The following is a 21,194-nucleotide window of genomic DNA, read 5'->3' as shown; positions in this document are numbered from 1 at the left end:
ACATGGCTGCTAAAGACGTCCGCTTCTCGGCCGACGCCCGCGAACGCCTCATCCGCGGTGTCGACCTGCTCGCCAACGCGGTGAAGGTCACCCTCGGCCCGAAGGGCCGCAACGTCGTCATCGAGAAGAGCTTCGGTTCGCCCCGCATCACCAAGGACGGTGTGACGGTCGCGAAGGAAATCGAGCTCGCTGACAAGTTCGAGAACATGGGCGCGCAGATGGTGCGCGAAGTGGCCTCGAAGACCAACGACCTCGCCGGTGACGGCACCACCACCGCGACCGTCCTCGCCCAGGCGATCGTCCGCGAGGGTGCGAAGGCGGTTGCCGCCGGCATGAACCCGATGGATCTGAAGCGCGGCATCGACAAGGCGGTCAACGCCATCGTCGAGGAGCTCAAGAAGCGCACCAAGAAGATCACGACCCCGAGCGAAACCGCCCAGGTCGGCACCATCTCCGCCAACGGCGAAGCCGAGATCGGCAAGATGATCTCCGAGGCGATGCAGAAGGTCGGCAACGAGGGCGTCATCACGGTCGAGGAAGCCAAGGGCATCCAGACCGAGCTCGACGTCGTCGAGGGCATGCAGTTCGACCGCGGCTACGTCTCGCCCTACTTCATCACCAACCCGGAAAAGATGGTCGCGGATCTCGACAGCCCGTACATCCTGATCCACGAGAAGAAGCTCTCCGGCCTGCAGCCGATGCTGCCGCTGCTCGAAAGCATCGTCCAGTCCGGCAAGCCGCTGCTGATCATCGCCGAAGACGTCGAGGGCGAGGCGCTCGCCACCCTGGTCGTCAACAAGCTGCGTGGCGGCCTCAAGATCGCCGCCGTCAAGGCGCCCGGCTTCGGTGACCGCCGCAAGGCCATGCTGGAAGACATCGCGATCCTCACCGGCGGCCAGGTCATCAGCGAAGATCTCGGCATCAAGCTCGAGACCGTCACGCTGAACATGCTCGGCCGCGCGAAGAAGGTGCTGATCGAGAAGGAAAATACCACGATCGTCGAAGGTGCCGGCAAGAAGTCCGACATCACCGGCCGCTGCAACCAGATCCGCGCGCAGATCGAGGAGACCACCTCGGACTACGACCGTGAGAAGCTGCAGGAGCGTCTGGCGAAGCTGGCCGGCGGCGTTGCCGTCATCCGCGTCGGCGGCGCCTCGGAGACCGAGGTGAAGGAGCGCAAGGACCGTGTGGACGACGCGCTGCACGCGACCCGCGCCGCCGTCGAGGAAGGCATCGTCCCGGGTGGCGGTGTGGCCCTCGCCCGCGCCTCGCTCGCGATCAACAAGCTCAAGGCCGATAACGACGACCAGCGCTTCGGCATCGACATCATCCGCAAGGCGGTGCTCGCGCCGATGCGCCAGATCGCCGAGAACGCCGGTGAAGACGGCGCCGTGATCTCCGGCAAGGTGCTCGACAACGACGACTACAGCTTCGGCTTCGATGCCCAGTCCGGCGAGTTCAAGGACATGGTGAAGGCCGGCATCATCGACCCGACCAAGGTCGTCCGCACCGCGCTGCAGGACGCCGCCTCGGTCGCCGGCCTGCTCATCACGACCGAAGCGATGGTCGCCGAGCGTCCGGAAAAGAAGGCCCCGCCGGTGGCGACGCCGGAATGGGCGGCATGGGCGGCATGGGCGGCATGGATTTCTGATCCACCGCTCCAGGCTCCGGCCCGGAACAAGGAAAGCCGTGGGGGCAACCTCACGGCTTTTCTCTTGCGCGCGGCCAGTCTTCCGGCGCGCTTTTAGAGCACGTTCCGCTCCATCAGGATCGGATGTCGTGCTCTATCTTGTTGATAATTAAAGCATCTTTATCCGATCAGATGATCCCATCCGATCGGATAAAGATGCTCTAACGCTGCGGCGAATCCGCCGCACCAGCACGATCGCCAGCCACGCGACGATCGCCGGCCCGGCCATCGATACCCCCAGAAATCCGAGCGAAACCACGATCCCCGGCAGCAGCCACGCCGCCAGCACCGCGCCCTCGCCCGGCAGAAACCCGTCCCTGATCCCTCGCGCGCCAGCAGCATGGCCGCGATCGCGACTGGAACCATGTCATAATCATAGGCAAACGGCGTCGCGAGCAGCACCAGCGTCAGGCTGAGCGCGAGGCGCAGCGCCGGCGGCGCCGGCCGCGACCACAGCCACCACATCGCCCCGGCGGCCAGCGCCGTTGCCACCCCTTGCAGCCCGGTCGCGAGCGCAACACCCGCCCCACTCACCCGCGCCGCCATGAACATCGTTGGCATCATCAACTGATAGAGCTGACGATGGCCGGACAGCAGCAGCAGATGCGTCATGTAAGGCCGGGTCGCGGCGAAAAATCCGCTCCAGCTTCCCGCGCCCAGCACAAGCGCGCTCAGCCCCGCCAGCGCCGCCGCCGTCACCACCGCCGCGACAACCGCCCGATACTGCCGCGCCGCGAGCAGCGCCACCGGCACCAGCAGCCCGAGCTGCGGCTTGATCGTCAGCACGCCGAACATCACCCCCGCCGCCACCGGCGCGCGGTCCAGCAGCCCGAACCCGCCCGCCAGCAGGCTGGCGGTCAACGCGCCGTTCTGCCCATCGAGCAGCGTCTCCGCCGCCGCCGGGCTCACCAGCACGGCCAGCGCCGGCACCGCGCCGATCCCGAGCCGCCGCAACACGCCGAACAACAGCGCCAGCGTTCCGCCAAGCCACAGTCCGAAAGCCGGCAACAGCCCCAGAAAACCGAGCGGCAGCAGCAGGAGCAGGAAGGATGGCGGATAGCTCCAGGTGTTCACGTCCTGCGCTGGCGCGAACCGCGCCTGAAGCCAGCGGTGGAACGCCGCCGGGTCGAAGGGCAGCGCCGCGTGCCCCTCCCGAACCGCCCGCGCCGCGCCCCAGAAATCGACGAAATCGCGCACCACCACGGCGCCGTTCGGCGCGGTCAGGCTGGCCGGGAAATTCCGCCAGGTCATCGCCCCGTAGCGTGCCGCCGGATACAGGCAAACCGCCATGAAGCCGAGCACGAGCAGCCACCGCCCGGCCCGGCCCGCGGGCATCAGTCGCGTGTCTGCGGGTTGTCGAACCGTGGCGAGCGCATCCGCTGGATCGCCTCGCGCAGCGCGCCCGCCAGATCCCGCCGCGCCGCATCCCCGAGCGCAAGCCCGACGATGTGCCGCGCTTCCCGATTCGCGACCCAGACGAGCGGATTGCTCCCCGGCTGCTCCTCGATCTCGACGCGCAGCCATCCCGGCGCCAGCCGCACCTCGCTCCGCCGGCCGCCCGGCGTGGTTCTGGTGATGGTCAGCGCCTCGTCGGTCAGCACGATCGCCTCCGATGCCTTCGCCGCACGCATGTTCATCGCATAGAGCGTGACCGCCAGCAGCAGATCCGCGCCGTTGAACCCGATCACCATGACCGCCCCCAGCCGCCACATCAGGCTGGTCACCAGCAACGATCCGGCCGCCATCAACGCGAACACGATGAACATGCCCCGCCGGCTCATGCTCCGGTGCGGCGTCAGCATCGCCTGAAAGATCGGCCGCCCTGGCGTCGCCACGGCCATGCTCGCAATTTCCGACATCACCCTATCTTCGCATCGAATCACGGTTCCGCAAGCGCCGGCGCTTGCCAAAATCCCGCCCGAACCGCACTAATCGCCAATGCCGTCCGAAGCCGCACAGCCGCCGCAGCGCCGCACCACCCGCAGCACCGCGCGCAAAATGAAGACGGCGGATATCCGCCCCTTCCTCAACGCCATCGCCGCCGGCAACCCCGATCCCCGCACCGAACTGCAGTATTCCGACCCCTTCACCCTCCTCGTCGCCGTCGTCCTCTCCGCGCAGACGACCGACGCAGCGGTGAACAAGGCGACCCCCTTCCTGTTCGCCGCCGCCCCCACCCCGGCGGCGATGGCGGCCCTCGGCGCCGAGGGCATCGGCCCGCATATCCGCTCGATCGGCCTCTGGCAGTCCAAGGCGAAGAACGTCGCCGCCCTCGCCCAGCTCCTCGTCGAGCGGCATGGCGGCGCGGTCCCGGCCGAGCGCGAGGCGCTCGAAGCCCTGCCCGGCGTCGGCCGCAAGACCGCGAATGTCGTGCTCAACGAAATCTTCGGCCAGCCCACCATGGCGGTGGACACCCATATCTTCCGCCTCGGCAACCGCACCGGCCTCGCCCCCGGCAAGACCGTGCGCGAAGTCGAGGATGGCCTGGTCAAGCGCATCCCGCCCGACCTGCTGCGCCGCGCCCATCACTGGCTGATCCTGCACGGGCGCTATGTCTGCAAGGCCCGCCAGCCCGAATGCTGGCGCTGCCCCGGCGCGCAATGGTGCGTCTTCACCCCCAAACCAGCAACACCCGCCAGGAGCCGCCGGACATGAGCGCGTCGACCGGCTTCCGCCTCGCCAAAACCCTCGGCCTCGCCGCCGTCGTCGCCTCCGCCGTCACCCAGGAATACGGCGCCGGAATCAACTTCGTGGTCCCCCAGAGCCTCGGCGTCTATCCCGGCATCGGCGCGCTGGTGCCGCTGGCGATGTTCGCGACCGGCCTGGTGATCTTCCTGAAGGTCTTTCTCTACGCCCGGTTCTCCCGCGCCATGCCGCGCGCGGGCTCCTCCTATGTCTGGACGGTGCGCGCCCTCAACCTGCCGCTCGGCTTCATCCTGCATTTCGTCTGGTGGGCCAGCATCACCGCGGCGATGGGCTTCATCGCCTTTGCCTTCGGCAATTTCCTCGGCAACGCGATGGTCAATGCCGGCTTCGCCGCCGGCCACATGCTGCTCTCGAAACCCGGCCATCTCGCCCTCGGCCTTGCCGCGCTCTGGATCATCTACGGCATCCATGTCGCCGGCATCCGCGATTACGGCCGCCTCGTCATCATCCTGCTCGCCCTCGTCGTGGTCACCGCCCTGACCGTCGGCATCATCGGCTTCGCCGCCGACCCCGCCGCCCTGCTGCACACCGCCGCGGCGCGCACCGGCATCGCCTTCACCCGCCCGGCCGCCACCCCACCCTTCGACCCGCACGCCTTCCTCGCCGTCTGCACCCTGTTCATCTTCGCCTATGGCGGGCTGTCCGGCGCGCCCGCCCTGTCGGGCGAGACCGAGCACGCCGAAACCGTGATGCCGCGCGGCATCGTCATCGCCTGGCTCACCTCGGTCGTGCTGTTCTCGCTGGTCGCCGCGGCACTGCTGCACGCCGTGCCCTGGTGGGCGGCGCTGGACCTCATCCGCCACAAGCACGCCTCCCTCGTCACCGCCCCCGGCATCATCGGCCTCGCCGCCCCGCGCCCCCTCGCCGCAGCACTCGACCTCGTGATCGCGCTCATCGTCGGCAAGACGCTGGCGCCGCAGATGGTCGTCACCTCGCGCATGCTCTTCGCCTGGGCCGAGGACGGGCTGATCCCCGCCCGTTTCGCCGAAACCTCGCGCCGCCGCGCGCCGGTCGCCGCCCTCACCCTCACCGTCGTGCTCGCATCGCTCTTCCTCGTGCAAGCGACCTATATCGGCTGGGCCTTCGGCATCGTCGCCCGCTCGGTCACCATCCTGCTGGTCTGGCTCGCCGTCGCCTGCGCCGCGCTCAACCTGCGCTACAACCCCCGCCATGCCAGCCATGGCTGGTCGGAACCCTTCCGCCGCGGCGTCATGGTCGTGCCGGTCGCCCTGCTCTCGATCGTCGTCACCATCGCGCTGATCCGCTCGGTGCTGGTGCTGCCCCACGCGCCCTTCTACGTCCAGCCGCTGTTCCAGGGCGGGGTGATGGCGCTGATCGGCACGGCGCTCTATCTCCGCGCCCGCAGCGTCGCCCCCGGCCTCGCCGCCATCACCGCAACGCTCCCCCTCGAATAGCGCCCCCTTCCGCGCCGCGCCGCAACGCCATATACGAACCGCATGGCAGCGGTCCGACAATTTCTGAAAATGCACGGCGCCGGGAACGATTTCGTCGTTCTCGATGCCCGCGCGCACCCGCTCGACCTCGCTCCCGCCGCCGCCGCCCGCATCGCCGACCGTCACCGCGGCGTCGGCTGCGACCAGATCATCCTGATCGAGCCTGACGACGACGCCGCCGCCTTCATGCGCATCCTCAACGCCGATGGCTCGGAATCCGGCGCCTGCGGCAACGCCACACGCTGCGTCGCCGCCCTGCTCGCCGCCGAAACCGGCGCCCGCCGCCTCGTCATCCGCACCAATGCCGGCCTGCTGCCCGCCGACATCAAGGGCCCCACCCTGGTCGAGGTCGACATGGGCGCGCCGAAACTCGGCTGGGAAGACATCCCCCTGGCAGAGCCGGCGGACACGCTCTCGCTCCGCCTCGCCCTCGGCCCGGTGCAGAACCCCGCCGCCTGCTCGATGGGCAACCCCCACGCCACCTTCTTCGTCGACGACCTGACCCACCTGCCGATCGAGACGATCGGCCCGAAGCTCGAACGCGCCCGCCTCTTCCCCGCGCGCGCCAATATCGGCTTCGCCCGGATCGACGCGCCGGACCGCATCCGCCTGCGCGTCTGGGAACGCGGCGCCGGCCTCACCCTGGCCTGCGGCTCCGGCGCCTGCGCCGCCCTGGTCAACGCCCATCGCCGCGGCCTCGCCGCCCGCCGCGCCGAGATCGAGATGGACGGCGGAACCCTCACCCTCACCTGGCGCGAGGACGGCCACGTCCTGATGGAAGGCCCCGTCGCCCTGGTCTTCGAGGGCGAGCTGGACGCCGGGATGCTCGCGCCATGAGCCTCGACATCCTCACCTTCGGCTGCCGCCTCAACGCCTTCGAGAGCGAGGTGATGCGCAGCCATGCCGAGGCCGCCGGGCTCGGCGACGCCGTCATCGTCAACACCTGCGCCGTCACCGCCGAGGCCGAGCGCCAGGCCCGCCAGGCCATCCGCCGCGCCCACCGCGCCGCGCCCAGCGCGAAAATCATCGTCACCGGCTGCGCCGCGCAGATCGACCCCGCCTCGTGGTCGAGCATCGAGGGTGTCGCCCGCGTCCTCGGCAACGCCGAGAAGCTCACGCCCGAGGCCTGGCGGTCCGAAGCGCCGGTCCTCGTCGCAGACATCATGCAGCTCCGCCAGACCGCCGCCCACCTGATCGAGGGCTTCGGCACCCGCGCGCGCGCCTTCATCGAGGTGCAGCAGGGCTGCGATCACCGCTGCACCTTCTGTATCATCCCCTATGGCCGCGGCCCCTCGCGCTCGATCCCGCTCGGCGCCGTGGTCGAACAGGTCCGCACCCTCGTCGCCAACGGCTACAACGAGGTCGTGCTCACCGGCGTCGACCTCACCTCCTACGGCGCCGACCTGCCGGGCGCGCCGAAACTCGGCCAGCTCTGCCGCCGCCTGCTCGCCGCCGTGCCGGACCTGCCGCGCCTGCGCCTCTCCTCGATCGACCCCGCCGAGATCGACGACGATCTCTGGCGCCTGATCGAAACCGAACCCCGGCTGATGCCGCATCTGCACCTCTCGGTGCAGGCCGGATCGGACCTCATCCTCAAGCGCATGAAGCGCCGCCATCTCCGCCACCACGTCATCGAATCCGCCGCCCGCGCCCGCGCGCTCCGCCCCGGCATCGCCCTCGGCGCCGACCTCATCGCCGGTTTCCCCACTGAAACCGAGGCGCATTTCGCCGAAACCCTCGCGCTGGTCGACGATGCCGGGCTCGACTATCTCCACGTCTTCCCCTTCTCCGCCCGCAAGGGCACGCCCGCCGCCCGCATCCCCGCTTTGCCGATGGCCGAGCGCCGCGCCCGCGCCGCCCGTCTGCGCGAGGCCGGCGCCCGGCGCGCCGAGGCCCGCTTCCGCGCCATGACCGGCACCACCGTCACCGCGCTGGCCGAAACCGAAACCACCGGCCACACCGAAACCTTCGCGCCGATCCGCTTTTCGCTCCCCGTCACCCCGGGCGCGCTCGTCACCACAAGGATCACCGGCGCGGATGCCACCGGCGTGACCGCAGGAGCGGAATAATGGCGCTCGGCTTTCTCTCGCGGCTCAAATCCGGCCTGACCCGCAGCACCCAGAAGCTCGCCGCCGGCATCACCGACACCTTCACCAAGCGCAAGCTCGACGACGCGGCGCTCGAAGAACTCGAAGACCTCCTGATCACCGCCGATCTCGGCCCCGCCGTCGCCGCCCGCGTCATCCGCGCCTTCCGCCGCACCCGCTTCGGCCAGGACGTTTCGCCGCCGGAAATCCGCGCGTCGCTGGCCGAGGAGGTTGCGAAAATCCTCGCCCCCGTCGCGCAGCCGCTCGATATCGACCGGCGCAAAAACCCGTTCGTCATCCTGATGGTCGGCGTCAACGGCACCGGCAAGACCACCACGATCGGCAAGCTCGCCCAGTCCTATGCCGAGGCCGGCGCCAAACCCCTGCTCGTCGCCGGCGACACGTTCCGCGCCGCCGCGGTCGAACAGCTCCAGGTCTGGGGCGAGCGCACCGGCGCGCCGGTGATGACCGGCCCCGCCAACGCCGACCCCGCCGGCCTCGCCTTCGACGCGATCGCCCGCGCCCGGCACGACGGGCACGACATCGTGCTGATCGACACCGCCGGCCGCCTGCACAACAAGGCGGCGCTGATGGAGGAGTTGCGCAAGATCATCCGCGTCATCCGCAAGCAGGACGAAACCGCCCCCCACGCCGTGCTGCTGACGCTCGACGCCACCACCGGCCAGAACGCCATCGCCCAGGTCGCCACCTTCAAGCAGATGGTCGATCTCACCGGCCTGATCGTCACCAAGCTCGACGGCTCGGCCCGCGCCGGCGTCGTCGTCGCCCTGGCCGAAACCGCCGCCCTGCCGATCCATGCCGTCGGCGTCGGCGAACAGGCGGCCGATCTCCGCCCCTTCGACGCGACCGACTTCGCCCGCGCCCTCACCGGCGCCGACGCCGACCGCCCCGCCTGAAGCCTTGCGCCGTCAGGGATCATCCCGAAACCCGACGACCCGCGCATTGCTGAATTTCAGCGGCGATTTGCTGACACCAAATGGCGAACTGCCGTAACGTGACGGCTCGCGCCGCTCCGCCTCACCAGTCGCGGCGATGCCAGTGGTGCCAGCGATGCCAGTGGTCATACGGCCGATATCCGCCATCATATCCCGCGCCGCGCCCATGCAACGGCGCATTGTCCGGCCGCGCGCCGATGAAGCGCCGATAGGCGGAAATCCAGTCCCGCGCGATCATCCGCCGCGCCTCGTCCAGCCCCAGCCGGTGCGCGCAGACCAGCCGCGCCAGCCGCGCCTCCAGCCGGTCCTTCGCATAGGAGCCCCACTGCCCCGGCCCGAGATGCGGCTCCGGCCAGAGATTCGCCGGGCTGGTCGGCGAGCCGCCGAGCGCGAGCGGGATCAGGTGATCCTCCTCGTATTTCCAGGGCCGCGAATCCTCATAGCCATAGCGCCGGATCTGCGCCGCCTTCAGCGGCTCGGTATAGGACACCGGCGGCCGCACCGTCCGCGTCCAGCCGCGCCGGCAGATCGTCGCACCGATCGTCGCCCCGCTCACCGCGGGGTTGATCGCCCCCGGCGTCAGCGCCGGATCGGGCAGTGGCGAAGCCGCCCGCGCTGCCGCCATCCCGCCGGCCAGTACCCAGGCTGCCGCGACCAGGCCGATCCATCTCATGTCCAGAACCATAACTCGAACATAACGTGAACTGGTTAATATCAGATCAAAGAAACGAGCCCCGCGCGCAATTTGGCCATCGCCCGCTCCAGCTTTTCCGGGCTCTGCGCAAAGCAGATCCGCAAATGCCCCTCGCCCGCCGCGCCGAACGCGATCCCCGGCGCCACCGCCACCTTGTGCGCGATCGCGAGATGCCGTGCCAGCTCCAGGCTGTCCGCCACCCCCTCGATCCGCGCGAAGGCGTAGAGCCCGGCCGGCGGCGCGCTGTAGCGCACGCGGTTGAGCCCGGCGAGCCCGGCGCCGACGATCGCCCGCCCCTCGGCGCAGAACGCCCGGAACCCGGCGACATAGTCCTCGCACTCCAGCGCCGCGCGCGCCGCCTCCTGCGCGAAGGGCGCCACGCCGGAATGCGTCGCCTCGATCAACTCGCCCACCGCGTCCCGCTCGCCCTCCGGCAGCACCAGCCAGCCGACGCGGAATCCCGTCATCGCCCAGGTCTTCGACACCGAATTGACGACGATCACCCGATCCTGCGGCCCCGCATGGTCCAGCGCCGAGGGCGCCGCCGGCCGGCCGTCGAAACTCAGCCGCGAATACACCTCGTCCGACAGCAGCCACACGCCCCGCCGCCGGCAGATCTCCAGGATCGCAACGATTTCCGCATCGCTCGCCATCCACCCGGTCGGGTTGTTCGGCGAGTTGAGGCAGAACACCCGCGCACCGTCGAGGGCCGCGTCCAGCCGGTCGAGATCGAGGCGGAATCCGCCCGCCCCGTCCTCGTCCAGCTTCAGCCGCACCACCTCGGCCCGCCGCGCCAGCGCCGCGCCAGCGAGGTTCGGCCATTCCGGCTCGTGAATCACCACCTTGTCGCCCTGCCGCAAGATCGCGGTGAACGCGACGCCGATCGCCGCCATGCCCGAGGCCGTCACCGCGATCCGCGTCTCCGCCACCGGCTGCGCGTGCACCCGGCTCAGATAATCCGCCAGCGCGAGGCGGAGCGACAGCCGCCCCCGGCTGTCCACGTAATGCGTGTCCCCGGCCTCGACGGCGCGGATCAGCGCCGCCCGCGCAGCCTCCGGCGGCGTCCGATCAGACTCGCCGAAGGCGAGATTGTCCACATCCGGGTCGGCAAAGGCCAGCCGCCCGATATCGCCGATCTTCGATCGCGGAATCCGAATGATATCCATTGAGCACCCTGAAAGGAGGCGTCAGCCCGCGCGCACCACGCCGCGTTCGGTCGCCACCGCATGAAGGCGCGCATCCTGCGGCCCCACCGGCACCTCGTCCACCTCCTGCGATGCATAGGCGCACCCCAGCCGGAACGCATCGGGCAGGCCGGCCAGGGTCCGGTCGTAATACCCCGCGCCATAGCCGAGCCGGTTGCCCCGCCGGTCGAAGGCCAGCAGCGGCACCAGCACGAAATCGGGCACGATCTCCTCGCCGTCGGGGTGCGAGGTGCCGAACCGCCCCGGCACCAGTGCCGCACCGCGCCGCCAGCGCCGGAACATAAGCGGCAGGCCGCGCTTCGGCGTCACCGGCAGGCCGATCGCGTGCCCCCGCGCCTCCAACGCCGCCAGCAGCGGCCTGATATCGATTTCCGCACCGATCGGCCAGAACCCCGAAACCACCGCGCCGGCAGGCGGCGGGCATTGCTCCAGCACCACGGAAGCGAGACGCGCGCCAAGCGCGGGGTCGAGCCCGTCGCGCCGGTCGAGTGCCGCCTGCCGCGCCGCAGCCTTGCGCGCGATAAGGTCGCTATCCGTCATGCTGTCGGGGAGAGGAGCAAAAGTGCGAAGCCGCCCTGGCCGTTGGCGTTGACATCCTCCCAGAGCCTGCGTGAGCAGGTGGGCGCCGGAAATACCGGAACCACGGTTCCGACAGAGCCAGCTCCCTGGGAGATACTTACTGGCCCCGGGGATGTGCTTGCCTGACGCACCGGGCAGCCTCGCCCCCTCAACTTAGGACTCCGCGAGGTCCGCCGCAATCTCCTCGGCGCGCGCGGCGACGCGCCGCAGCCTTGCGACATGCTCGGGGGACACGCCCGTGGGCTTCGCCGCCTGCATGGCCTCATGCGTCGCCCGCAGGTCGTGCAACTCGTCGGCCAGCAGCAGTGCGGCCAGCACCAGCAGCCGCGCCTCGCCGGTCTGCTCGCCGATCGCCTTGATGCTGCTCACCCGGCGGTCGATCTCGGCGGCCATCGCCTGCAGATGCCGTTCCTGCCCGTCCTCGCAGCTCACCGAATAGGAAAATCCGTTGATCCGGATGTTCACGTTCGCCATATCAACCCTGTTCCACCCGTTCGGCCTCGTCGAGCGCCGCGCGCAGCTGCGCGATCATGCGGTCGAGCGCATCCTTGATGTCGCCGCGCCGATCCGCCTCGGCGGGCCTCGCCACATGGGCGGCAATGCGCGCCAGCGCCACTTCGAGCCTCTCGATCGCCTGAATTTCGGTTTCCTGCTCCACCATGCGATGCTTATCGCGGATTTTGCGTTACAATGAAAGCCGATTAGAGCATCATCCGATCAGATGGAGTCGTCTGATCGGACAAAGATGCTCTAATTATCAATATCATGGAGCGCCACATCCGATCCGGATGGATCGGACAGCGCTCTAACCCGAACCGCCACACAGGCCCGCAGCACCCGATGATCGCCGCCCTCAACCACGCACTGGCCCCCTGGATCGCCGCCTATGGCAGCGTCGCCGTCGCCGCGCTGATCATGCTGGAAAGCCTCGGCCTGCCGCTGCCCGGCGAAACCGCGCTGGTCTCCGCCGCGATCTATGCCGGCACCACCCACCGGATCGACATTTCGGTCCTCATCCTCGCCGCCGCCGCGGGCGCGATCGCCGGTGGCGCCGCCGGCTACTGGATCGGCCGCAACGCCGGCTACCCGATGCTGCTCCGCCATGGCCGCCATATCGGCCTGACCGAGCGCCGCCTGCGCGCCGGCCACTGGCTGTTCGAGAACCACGGCGGCAAGATCGTCGTCTTCGGCCGCTTCTTCGCGGTGATGCGCGCCCTCGCCGCCCTGCTCGCCGGCGTCACGGTCATGGAATGGCGCCGCTTCATCGCCTTCCAGATCCTCGCCTGCCTCGTCTGGGCCAGCGTCTATGGCGGCGTGGCCTATATTTTCGGCAAGCAGATCAACCGCTTCGCCGGCCCGCTCGGCGCCGCCGCGGCGGTCGTCATCGTCGCCATCGGCTTTGCGATGGTCGTCCTCGCCCGCCGCCACGGCGACCGCCTCGAACGCGCCGCCGCCGACCGCGCCTCCCTCCCCGAGCACCTTCCGCACAAGAGATGACCGCCACATTGCTCATCGCCGGACTCGGCTATACCGGCCGCGCCGTCGCCATCGCCGCCCGCGAGGCGGGCTTCGCCGTCATCGCCACCGCCCGCGACCCGGCGGGTAGATCCGCGCCCGAGGGCGTCGCCCTCATCCCCTTCGCCGCCGCCGCCGCCGCCCTGCCGGAAGCGACCCACCTCCTGCTCACCGCCGCCCCCGGCGAGGCCGGCGACCCGCTCCTCGCCCTCTGCGCCGAGGCCATCGCCGCCGCCCCGGCGCTGCGCTGGATCGGCTATTTCTCCACCACCGGCGTCTATGGCGACCGCCAGGGCGGCACCGTCGACGAAGCCACGCCGCCCGCCCCCGGCTCGCCGCGCACGCGCCGCCGCATCGAGGCGGAGCAGAGCTGGGCGGCATTGGCGAACGACCACCGCGCCGTCGACATCATCCGCCTCGCCGGCATCTACGGCCCCGGCCGCTCCGCCTTCGACGACCTGCGCGCCGGCACCGCCCGCCGGATCGACCGGCCGGCGCAGAAATTCAGCCGCATCCATGTGGACGACATCGCCGGCGGCACCCTTGCCGCCATCGCCACCGCCACCGGCGGCGTCCGCATCCTCACTTCGCCGATCACGAACCGGCCCCGAGCGCCGATGTCATCGCCCATGCCGCGTCCCTGCTCGGCATCGCCCCGCCGCCGCCGATCCCCTTCGACGAGGCGCGGCGGGAGATGTCGCCGATGGCGCTGTCCTTCTGGTCGGAAAACCGCATCGTGCGGAGCGAGGGCACCAGGGCGGCGCTGCGCCGCCCCTGGCGTTTTCCCTCCTACCGCGAGGGCCTCGAAGCCATCCTCGCGGCGGAAACCGGGGCCTGACGGCCTCAAAGGCCGCTCCGCCCTCACCTGGGCAGGAAAGCCTCCCGTCCCTCACCAGGACGGGAGGAGCAGAATCACTTCGCGGCGCGGGCGAGGCTCTGGCTGATCGCCGCCTCGGCGGATTCGCGGCCTTCCCAGCCGGTCACCTTCACCCACTTGCCCTTCTCCAGGTCCTTGTAATGGGTGAAGAAATGCTCGATCGCGTCGCGCGTGATCGCCGGCAGCTGGTCCACCTCGGTCACGCCCGAGAATTGCGGGTGGATCTTGTCATGCGGCACGCAGACGATCTTCTCGTCCTGCCCCGCCTCGTCCTCCATCCGCAGCACCCCGATCGGCCGCGCCCGGATCACCGCACCCGGCACCACCGCCGCCGGCACCAGCACCAGCGCGTCCGCCGGGTCGCCGTCGTCGGCGAGCGTGTTCGGAATGAACCCATAGGCCGCCGGGTAGGCCATCGGGGTGAACAGGAAACGGTCCACCATCACCGCCCCGCTCTCCTTGTCGACCTCGTATTTCACCGCCGAGCCCTGCGGAATCTCGATCACCACATGAATGTCGGACGGCGGCGCCTTGCCGGCCGGGATCTTGGAAACGTCCATGGCGGAACCTCCTGAATAATGTCGCGCGCGTTCTAGCCGTCCGGAGGGATATTGCCAATTGCCCCGCCCCGACGCCATACAGGCGCTGGGCGCCGGTAGCTCAATGGTTAGAGCGGACCGCTCATAACGGTTTGGTTGCGGGTTCAAGTCCTGCCCGGCGCACCATGCTGCCCATCCGCCGCGCTGGCCCCCCGCGCAATCGAAACCCGGGCCAAAGAAAAAGGCGTGGGCCTTTCGACCCACGCCGAGTGTCGGGCGAACGCCGGGGAGCCGCGGCGTTATTGGCCCGGTGCACCCGCCCCGGTCGGGGCGGGGGACGCTGTGGGTTTGGCGCCGCCCGCAGCCGGGGCGGACGCCATGGTGATCATCGCGGGGTTGTCCTCGCCATGCGCCGCCGCTGCCTTCGGATCGGGCTGGGCGAGCGCGGCGGGGCCGCGCAGATAAGGAAACTGGCCCGCCATCGGCGCGCCATAGAGCGGCTTGAACACACCCTGGTGGCAGGTCGCGCAGTCCACCTTCGCCACATCGCCGGCCGGGCCGAGCATGGCCCTTGGGAAGGTGCCGGTCAGCGGCAGCAGGTAGTCGTTGTTCAGCGCGCGGACCATGTGCAGGCCGTAATAGGCGGTCACCCGCTGCGGTGTGCTTTCCGACCAGTCGGCGAAGGCGCGGGTCTGGTGGCAGAAATCGCAATTCACCCCCAACGCCGTCGCGTAGTGCATCATCAGCGCATAGGTCCACTGGGTCTGCTGGATCGAGTGGCGGTTGCCGGCGGGCAGCGCGGTCGTCCCGGTCACGCGGATCGGCTCATGCCCGAGCAGGAAGGGCGTGAGCGGGTCGGCCGGCAGCGCCGAGCCATCCGCCACCGCCGAGGGCCGCGCCTCGCCGCTATGCGTCGCCATCAGCCCGCCGGCGTGCGGCGGGGCGACGCCCTCGAACCAGACCCGGCTCGGCACGTTGTTGCCCCGATGGCAGGTATAGCAGGTGACGCCGACCTTCTTCACATGCGTCTGCCAGTCGGCATTGACGAAGATCGTCATCTCCAGCATCCGCCGCGCGACCCGCTTCTGATACTTGGCGTCGGACGCGAAATTGCCGGCGACGTGGCAGTAGCCGCAGCCCTGTTTCGGCGCGACCCACTGCACCATCGAGACCATGATCCGCGCGAAGGCGCCGGCCGGAACGTTCTTGAGCACCTGGACGTTCTTGTAGATCGTGCCGGCCGGCGGCCCGGCATTGTTCTGCGGCAGGGCCGAGGGCGCCTGGTTGGCGGCAAAGGCGGCGGCGATCACCGCGGGGCTGTATTCGAGCTGCTGGCCGGTGCCGCGATAGCCGCGCTGTACCGAGCGCACCGTGGGCGGCTGCAAGGTCAGCACGCCGAGGACCATCGCCGTCATGCCGCCGATCAGGGCGAGCAGGGTGATCGTGACTTTCATGGCAGTGTCCCCTTGCCCGCTGCCGCACCCTGCGCCGGATCGGCGATGTGGCCGTAGATGTGCGGATAGGCCGGCGCGACATGGTGCTTCACCGCCCACAGGAACCAGTTGTCGACGACGGTGCCGGTCAGCAGAATCCCGATCCCGCCGGTCAGCGTGGTCAGCACCGCGAACCACCAGGCCCAGCGATGGATGCTCTCCATCGTCGCATTGAACCCCATGGTCCAGCGCCAGAACAGCGCGGCGCGCTCCGATGCGGTGCCGCGATCGACCGTCTGCTCCACCTCGCGCTCGCCGCCGAACCGGCTGACGGCGAGAATGGTCGCGCCATGCATCGCGAACAGCAGCACCGAACCATAGAGAAACACGATCGAGAGCATATGGAACGGATCGTAATACAGGTTGCCATACCGCAACGAGAACGCGACGGTCCAGTCGAGATGCGGAAAGATGCCGAAGGGCGGCGCCTCGCCCCAGCTGCCCATCAGCAGCGGGCGGATGAAGCCGAGCACGAGGAACAGCCAGATGGCCGAGGCGAAGGCCCAGGCGGTATGGGTGCCGAGGCCGAGCTGCTTCGAGCGCCGGTAGACCCGCAGCCACCAGAGCAGCAGCGAGGTGGTGAGGAAGAATCCGGCCAGCAGCCACCACCCGCCCTGGTCCATCGGCGGCAGCCGCAGCCCGTAGGCCGGCGGCGGCGGTTCGAGCGCGAGCCACGGCAGGTCGCGCACGAAGCGGATCGGGTTCCAGTTCACCGAGGCCATCATGTTCAGCCCGATGATCTCGAAGGCGATCAGGCCGCAGGCGATGGAGGCGACGCCGAGCGAGCCGAGATAGATCGGGCCGACCTGGGCGTTGCCGATCTGGCCGAGCAGGTAGCTGAAGAAAGGCTTGCCCTGCCGGCCCCACACACCCGCCGGCGCCGGAACGCCGTCATGCAGCGGCCCACGGATCTGCACCCGCGTGAAGATGTTCTGATATTCGATCATCCGAGCCCCCGGACTGCTTGAAGGTTATGAACGGTGCGAACTTGCATGGCGCACCTCAATGACCGCCGAACTGCCAGATCGGCAGATGCAGCCACCACCCCCACCACGAGGGCCAGCCCTGGGTCCAGAACGGGCCGGAGAGCAGGATGCAGGTGGCGCTGGCGAACCCCGCCCCGAGGGCAAGGAACAGGCCGAGCCGGTGAATGCCCAGCGTGCCGATCGAGTAGCCGATGAAATCGCGGAAGAACGTGTCCTCGTGCTCGGCGAACTTCACCGTCTCGCCCGCCGGCGGGTTGATCGCGGCCAGAACCAGCGATCCATGCAGCGCGAGGGCGAGCGTCGTCGTGAAGAACAGCGTCACGGCGACCATGTGCATCGGGTTGTATTCGAAATTGAGATAGGCGTATCCGGTGTTCGACACCCAGTCGAGATGGCTCATGATGCCGTAGGGAAAGCCATTGCCCCAGGCGCCCATCAGCAGCGGGCGGATGACCTCGAGCGTGACATACGCGAAAATCGCGACGCTGAACGCCGCCGGCACATGCAGCCCGATCCCGAGCTTGCGGCTGATCTCCACCTCGCGCAGCGCCCATGAGCCGAAGGCGCCAATCGCGCAGACGGTAATGATCTGCCAGAGCCCGCCCTTGGCCAGCGGCGCCAGGCCGAGCCCATAGGAAAGGTCGGGCGGCGCGATGCTGATCTGCCAGATGTTCCAGGTCGGCCCGAGCGCAGCACCCCAGATGATCAGCGCCGTGCCGAGCATGATGAAGAAGGCGGCGGTCACACCGAAGAAGCCGACATAGAACGGCCCGACCCAGAAATCGAACAGGTCCCCGCCGATCAGGGTACCGCCGCGGACGCGGTATTTTCTTTCAAAACTGAGCAGTGCCATCGGGCAGTTCCTCACCATTCGGTTGGGGCCCCTCCCCCGGCGCGGTCGGCACGAGCCGACCGGCGCCGGGATCATCTGAAGGGTTTTGCCGCCCCCGTTACTTGTTTGCCGGCATGGCCGACTGCTGCTGCATCGTCGTCATCGCCGGCGCGCCGCCGAGCCAGTCGAAACGCGGGGTGCTCAGCAGGATGAAGTGAATCAGGATCGCCAGCGCGAACAGGAACACGCCAAGCGCCGTCAGCACCCTGCGCGGATCGAAAAGAAGCCACATGCGCCACATGGTCTGTCCTCCCTTATCCGATATGCGAGGTGAGCATCTTCACCCCGATATGCGCGTTATCCAGGAACCCGGTGACATAGCCGTGCGGACCCGGGATCCACGGGCGCCACTGCCACACCAGGAAGTGGGCAATGATCGCGATGACGGTGAAGCCGATGAAACTGGCGATGAAGATCGAGTGGAACTCCTTCGCCTCCCGTTCGGTCAGGCCGGATAACGACCCTTCCCGATCATGCGTTGTCATGGACATCAGACTGTTATCCTCGTTGTGGCCGGCGCGGTTGCCCGAGCCTGCCAGTTCCGCGCGAACCCCGCGCGGGGGGACGGCCGGCGCCGTGCGGCGGGCGGCCGATGGGGGAGCCTCGCCGCTGGGGCAAGCAGGAGGGGCAGCACCGGGCTCGGCCCAGATGCGGCTCTGTCGGCTGAAGCGATCACGCCGGCACCGTCTCGCGCAGCGCCACGGCGACATGCGCCGCCTCGACGCGCGCGGCACCCGCCTCGCGCGCGCACCGCTCGGCGCGGTCGCGCAGCCGCTTGGCCGCGGAAATCCTGATCAGGAACGGCTCATGGGCAAGATGCCGGTCCAGCGCCGCGGCCGCATCCGGCGCCCAGGCCTCGCCCGCATCGGCGCGCACCGGCGTCGGCTCGATCCGGTCGAGATCGGCGCCGAGCGGCAGAATGTTGAACAGCGCGTCAAACAGCGCGTTGCAATATTCCTGAACGACGTAGGTCGCACCCGCATACCCCATGAACGGCGTGCCGGTCGCGCGGCGGATGATCGCGCCCGGAAACGACGCCGGAATATAGACCGAGCGGCCGCCGCGCTCGGCCGCATACATCCGCTCGTTATACGAGCCGAACAGCACCAGCGGCGGGTTCGCCGCCATCGCCGCGCGCACCGCGTCATTGTCCGGCTTCACCCCGGGGCGGCGGGCGATCGCGAAGCTGCACGCCACACCGAGATCCTCCTCAAGCAGGCGGCGCAGGCCGCGGGCATAGGTCTCGGTCGCGACCACGGCGAACGACGATGTCGCGAAGAAATCCTGAGTCACGCTCCGCCACAGATCCCAGATCGGCTTGATCGTGGTCTCCTTCTCGCGGGCGATGAAGGGTTCGGGGTCCACGCCCGTCAGCTCGCCGAGCGTGCGCAGGAAATTCGTCGTCGCGAAAATCCCCATCGGCGCCATCAGATAGGGCTTGCCCAGCGCCTCGCAGAGCTTGCGGCCGAATTCGCGATAGAGGCAGACATTCACGTCCGCATCGGCGAGTCTCGGCGTGTCCTTCAGATCGGCGCCGAGCGGGAAGGTCAGGTTGACCTCGCAGCCGATCCCCTCGACGAGGCGGCGGATCTCGGCGAGATCGGAGGGCATGTTGAACGTGCCATAGATCGGCCCGATAATGTTGACGCGCGGCTTGCCCTCCTTCCGCTCGGCGCGCTTCGCCTTCGCGTGGCCGAACTCGTTCCACAGCCACACCATCGCCCGGTCGGCGGACTGCCACTGGTCCTCGTCGATCGTGCGCGGCAGGAAGCGCCGCAGGTTCGAGCCCTCTGGCGTCACCCCGCCGCCGATCATCTCGGCGATCGACCCGGTGACGACGACCGCGGGAACCTTCTGGTCGCCGATCCCGGCGGCGCGCTTCATCGGCCCCTCGGTGCCGCTCATCGAGAGCGACTCCTCGTCGAGCCCCGTCACCACGATGGGCAGCTCGTGCGGCGGCAGCGCGTCGGTATAGTGCAGCACCGCCGTCACCGGCAGGTTCTCGCAGCCCACCGGCCCGTCGATGACGACGCGCAACCCCTTGATCGCGGCGAAGGCATACACCGCGCCCCAATACCCGCCCGCCCGGTCATGATCCTGCACCAGCATCAGGAAACCTCCTCCGCCTGCGCCGCATCGCCGGCGAAGAACCCGATCATCCGGCCGAACCGCTCGCGCCCGCGCGTCTGCGCCGCGACGATGGCGGCGAGCGCCGCGGCGCCCGATGCGCCGAAGATCGGCCGCGATGACACGATGTTGGTGAAATAGACCGCCGGCACACCCGCCTCCTTCGCCGCCTGCACCAGCGGCGTGGTGCCGAAGGCGAGATCGGGGCGGATGTCGCGCAGCGCCGCGCAATCCTGTTCGAGCGAGGCGCGGAACTGCACATGCGTGCCCTGCTGGGCGAGCCAGGCGCGGTCCGCCTCGCTCCACGGCGTCGCCGGCAGCGCGGTGCCGACATAGGGGATCTCCGCCCCCGCCTCGATCAGCAGCCGCGCGACCAGCAGCTCCGATCCCTCATAGCCGGAAACCAGCATCCGCGCCGAAACCGGATTGGCGGCGAGGGCGGCGCGCACCGGCGCGATCGCCGCGGCCTTCGCCCGGTCGATCCGCGCCGCCTCGATCCCGGCGCAGCGGCCGACGGCGTCGAGCCAGTCGGCCGTCGCCTCCTCACCCACCGGCGCCGAGCCGATCAGCGAGCGGCCCGCGGCCTCGAATTCCCGCGCGCTGGCGGTGTAGAACGGATGCACCGCGGCCGCCGCCACGCAATCGAGCGCGCCATACAGATCCCGCCACTCCCGCGCCGGCACCGCCGGCCCGACGCCGAGCCCCATCGGCGCCAGCATCGCCGCGACCCCTGGCGGATCGGCGGGAAACAGCTCGCCCAGCAGGGTGATCCGCCGCTCCTCGGCAAGGCCCGCGCGCGGCCGCGCCACCGCGCCGGCCTCGGCCTCCCGCCGCGCATAGCGCAGCATCGCCCCGGCCAGCACGTCCTTCGCCTCGGCATGGGTCGGCACGCCGAAGCCCGGCACGTCGATGCCGATGATACGCACGCCGTCGATCTCCCGCGGCAGCAGGTCGAGCGGCACGCCCGAAGCGGTCGGCACGCACAGATTGATGACGACGACGGCGTCATACCCCTCGGGCTGCGCCGTCCGCCGCACCGCGTCGCGGATATCCTCGAAGAGCTGGCCGGTCACCAGCGTCTCGGAGTCGAACGGCACGTAGCCGACGCTGCGGCGCGCGCCATAGAAATGCGAGGTGAAGGTCAGCCCATAGACGCAGCAGGCCGAGCCGGACAGGATGGTCGCCACCCGCCGCATCCGCAGGCCCACGCGCAGCGCCCCGAAGGCCGGGCACATCGATTGCGGCTGGTCGTGCGGCCCCTGCGGGTAATCGGCGGCGAGCCGCTCCAGCACGGCGGACTTGCCGGCGGCGCGGGCGGCCTCGCGCATCGTCTCCCGCCCGCCATGGCAGCCGGTTTCCTGCGGCCGCGCGATCGTCCCCTCCGGCGGCGACAT

Annotated in this window: 22 protein-coding genes, 1 tRNA gene, 1 other RNA gene and 1 pseudogene; 9 read left to right on the top strand and 16 right to left on the bottom strand. The window is 69.5% G+C overall.

Features of this window, described 5'->3' with window-relative positions; translation table 11 throughout:
* Positions 1 to 2 precede the first annotated feature (2 nt).
* Positions 3 to 1,651, top strand: a pseudogene (groL, locus tag ACIDOCELLA78_RS93130) (chaperonin GroEL).
* 159 nt (positions 1,652 to 1,810) lie between these two features.
* Here groL and ACIDOCELLA78_RS93125 read toward each other — a convergent pair.
* Together ACIDOCELLA78_RS93125 and ACIDOCELLA78_RS93120 are read right to left on the bottom strand one after the other, a co-directional pair.
* A complete protein-coding gene (locus ACIDOCELLA78_RS93125) occupies positions 1,811 to 3,025 on the bottom strand; it encodes a glycosyltransferase family 87 protein (protein ID WP_201729364.1) in 1,215 nt (404 codons plus the stop codon).
* Positions 3,025 to 3,531 carry a DUF2244 domain-containing protein gene (locus tag ACIDOCELLA78_RS93120; protein ID WP_249676374.1) on the bottom strand — a complete coding sequence of 169 codons (507 nt, stop codon included), beginning with the start codon at positions 3,529 to 3,531 and terminating at the stop codon, positions 3,025 to 3,027. Before ACIDOCELLA78_RS93120 ends, ACIDOCELLA78_RS93125 begins: the two co-directional genes overlap by 1 nt.
* A 97-nt stretch (positions 3,532 to 3,628) precedes the next feature.
* On the opposite strand from ACIDOCELLA78_RS93120, the gene nth reads away from it, so the two are divergent.
* Genes nth through ftsY form a run of 5 tightly spaced genes read left to right on the top strand, consistent with a single transcriptional unit; the run spans position 3,629 to position 8,854 of the window.
* Positions 3,629 to 4,345 (top strand): endonuclease III, encoded by a 717-nt coding sequence (nth, locus tag ACIDOCELLA78_RS93115; protein WP_374223262.1) that lies wholly within the window; start codon positions 3,629 to 3,631, stop codon positions 4,343 to 4,345.
* Positions 4,342 to 5,811 (top strand): APC family permease, encoded by a 1,470-nt coding sequence (locus ACIDOCELLA78_RS93110; protein ID WP_201729362.1) that lies wholly within the window; start codon positions 4,342 to 4,344, stop codon positions 5,809 to 5,811. The genes nth and ACIDOCELLA78_RS93110 overlap by 4 nt, the downstream gene beginning before the upstream one ends.
* Positions 5,812 to 5,853: 42 nt before the next feature.
* On the top strand, positions 5,854 to 6,687 hold the full coding sequence (gene dapF / locus ACIDOCELLA78_RS93105) for a diaminopimelate epimerase (protein WP_201729361.1): 834 nt from the start codon (positions 5,854 to 5,856) through the stop codon (positions 6,685 to 6,687).
* Positions 6,684 to 7,919: a tRNA (N(6)-L-threonylcarbamoyladenosine(37)-C(2))-methylthiotransferase MtaB gene (gene mtaB, locus ACIDOCELLA78_RS93100; RefSeq protein WP_201729360.1), complete on the top strand. Its 1,236-nt coding sequence runs from the start codon at positions 6,684 to 6,686 to the stop codon at positions 7,917 to 7,919. The genes dapF and mtaB overlap by 4 nt, the downstream gene beginning before the upstream one ends.
* The gene (gene ftsY, locus ACIDOCELLA78_RS93095; RefSeq protein WP_201729359.1) at positions 7,919 to 8,854 is read left to right on the top strand and encodes a signal recognition particle-docking protein FtsY; all 936 of its coding nucleotides are present in this window, start codon (positions 7,919 to 7,921) and stop codon (positions 8,852 to 8,854) included. The genes mtaB and ftsY overlap by 1 nt, the downstream gene beginning before the upstream one ends.
* A 121-nt stretch (positions 8,855 to 8,975) precedes the next feature.
* Here ftsY and ACIDOCELLA78_RS93090 read toward each other — a convergent pair whose 3' ends face one another.
* The 6 genes from ACIDOCELLA78_RS93090 to ACIDOCELLA78_RS93065 form a co-directional block, all read right to left on the bottom strand.
* Positions 8,976 to 9,566 (bottom strand): hypothetical protein, encoded by a 591-nt coding sequence (locus ACIDOCELLA78_RS93090; protein ID WP_201729358.1) that lies wholly within the window; start codon positions 9,564 to 9,566, stop codon positions 8,976 to 8,978.
* Positions 9,567 to 9,607: 41 nt separating this feature from the next.
* Positions 9,608 to 10,753, bottom strand: coding sequence for an aminotransferase class I/II-fold pyridoxal phosphate-dependent enzyme (locus ACIDOCELLA78_RS93085; RefSeq protein WP_201729357.1), 1,146 nt, complete (start codon positions 10,751 to 10,753; stop codon positions 9,608 to 9,610).
* A 21-nt stretch (positions 10,754 to 10,774) separates the two neighbouring features.
* Positions 10,775 to 11,332 carry a 5-formyltetrahydrofolate cyclo-ligase gene (locus tag ACIDOCELLA78_RS93080; protein WP_201729356.1) on the bottom strand — a complete coding sequence of 186 codons (558 nt, stop codon included), beginning with the start codon at positions 11,330 to 11,332 and terminating at the stop codon, positions 10,775 to 10,777.
* A 23-nt stretch (positions 11,333 to 11,355) separates the two neighbouring features.
* Positions 11,356 to 11,515, bottom strand: a non-coding RNA gene (gene ssrS / locus ACIDOCELLA78_RS93075) — 6S RNA.
* Positions 11,516 to 11,524: 9 nt separating this feature from the next.
* On the bottom strand, positions 11,525 to 11,845 hold the full coding sequence (zapA, locus tag ACIDOCELLA78_RS93070; RefSeq protein ID WP_201729355.1) for a cell division protein ZapA: 321 nt from the start codon (positions 11,843 to 11,845) through the stop codon (positions 11,525 to 11,527).
* 1 nt (position 11,846) lies between these two features.
* Positions 11,847 to 12,032 carry a hypothetical protein gene (locus ACIDOCELLA78_RS93065; RefSeq protein WP_201729354.1) on the bottom strand — a complete coding sequence of 62 codons (186 nt, stop codon included), beginning with the start codon at positions 12,030 to 12,032 and terminating at the stop codon, positions 11,847 to 11,849.
* Positions 12,033 to 12,211: 179 nt separating this feature from the next.
* Between ACIDOCELLA78_RS93065 and ACIDOCELLA78_RS93060 the strand changes: the two genes are divergently transcribed.
* The gene (locus ACIDOCELLA78_RS93060; RefSeq protein ID WP_201729353.1) at positions 12,212 to 12,868 is read left to right on the top strand and encodes a DedA family protein; all 657 of its coding nucleotides are present in this window, start codon (positions 12,212 to 12,214) and stop codon (positions 12,866 to 12,868) included.
* Positions 12,865 to 13,830 (top strand): SDR family NAD(P)-dependent oxidoreductase, encoded by a 966-nt coding sequence (locus tag ACIDOCELLA78_RS93055; protein WP_249676371.1) that lies wholly within the window; start codon positions 12,865 to 12,867, stop codon positions 13,828 to 13,830. The genes ACIDOCELLA78_RS93060 and ACIDOCELLA78_RS93055 overlap by 4 nt, the downstream gene beginning before the upstream one ends.
* Here the strand turns inward: ACIDOCELLA78_RS93055 and ppa are convergent.
* Complete coding sequence (gene ppa, locus ACIDOCELLA78_RS93050; RefSeq protein ID WP_007422764.1) at positions 13,799 to 14,323, bottom strand: inorganic diphosphatase; 525 nt, start codon at positions 14,321 to 14,323, stop codon at positions 13,799 to 13,801. The two genes, ACIDOCELLA78_RS93055 and ppa, sit on opposite strands and share 32 nt — an antisense overlap.
* An 89-nt stretch (positions 14,324 to 14,412) precedes the next feature.
* On the opposite strand from ppa, the gene ACIDOCELLA78_RS93045 reads away from it, so the two are divergent.
* Positions 14,413 to 14,488, top strand: a tRNA-Ile gene (locus ACIDOCELLA78_RS93045).
* Positions 14,489 to 14,601: 113 nt separating this feature from the next.
* Here ACIDOCELLA78_RS93045 and pufC read toward each other — a convergent pair.
* The 7 genes from pufC to bchY form a co-directional block, all read right to left on the bottom strand.
* Entirely contained in the window at positions 14,602 to 15,756 is a 1,155-nt protein-coding gene (gene pufC, locus ACIDOCELLA78_RS93040) for a photosynthetic reaction center cytochrome PufC (protein ID WP_201729352.1), read from the bottom strand.
* Positions 15,753 to 16,742 carry a photosynthetic reaction center subunit M gene (pufM, locus tag ACIDOCELLA78_RS93035; RefSeq protein WP_201729351.1) on the bottom strand — a complete coding sequence of 330 codons (990 nt, stop codon included), beginning with the start codon at positions 16,740 to 16,742 and terminating at the stop codon, positions 15,753 to 15,755. The genes pufC and pufM overlap by 4 nt, the downstream gene beginning before the upstream one ends.
* A 55-nt stretch (positions 16,743 to 16,797) precedes the next feature.
* Positions 16,798 to 17,634, bottom strand: coding sequence for a photosynthetic reaction center subunit L (pufL, locus tag ACIDOCELLA78_RS93030; RefSeq protein ID WP_007421830.1), 837 nt, complete (start codon positions 17,632 to 17,634; stop codon positions 16,798 to 16,800).
* Positions 17,635 to 17,731: 97 nt separating this feature from the next.
* Complete coding sequence (pufA, locus tag ACIDOCELLA78_RS93025) at positions 17,732 to 17,914, bottom strand: light-harvesting antenna LH1, alpha subunit (RefSeq protein ID WP_007421831.1); 183 nt, start codon at positions 17,912 to 17,914, stop codon at positions 17,732 to 17,734.
* A 13-nt stretch (positions 17,915 to 17,927) separates the two neighbouring features.
* Entirely contained in the window at positions 17,928 to 18,164 is a 237-nt protein-coding gene (gene pufB, locus ACIDOCELLA78_RS93020) for a light-harvesting antenna LH1, beta subunit (protein ID WP_007421832.1), read from the bottom strand.
* A gap of 181 nt (positions 18,165 to 18,345) precedes the next feature.
* Entirely contained in the window at positions 18,346 to 19,782 is a 1,437-nt protein-coding gene (bchZ, locus tag ACIDOCELLA78_RS93015) for a chlorophyllide a reductase subunit Z (RefSeq protein ID WP_201729350.1), read from the bottom strand.
* Positions 19,782 to 21,194 carry a chlorophyllide a reductase subunit Y gene (bchY, locus tag ACIDOCELLA78_RS93010; RefSeq protein ID WP_201729349.1) on the bottom strand — a complete coding sequence of 471 codons (1,413 nt, stop codon included), beginning with the start codon at positions 21,192 to 21,194 and terminating at the stop codon, positions 19,782 to 19,784. Before bchY ends, bchZ begins: the two co-directional genes overlap by 1 nt.

This window comes from Acidocella sp. C78 (assembly GCF_907164655.1).
This window is presented reverse-complemented; position numbering and strand designations above follow the sequence as displayed.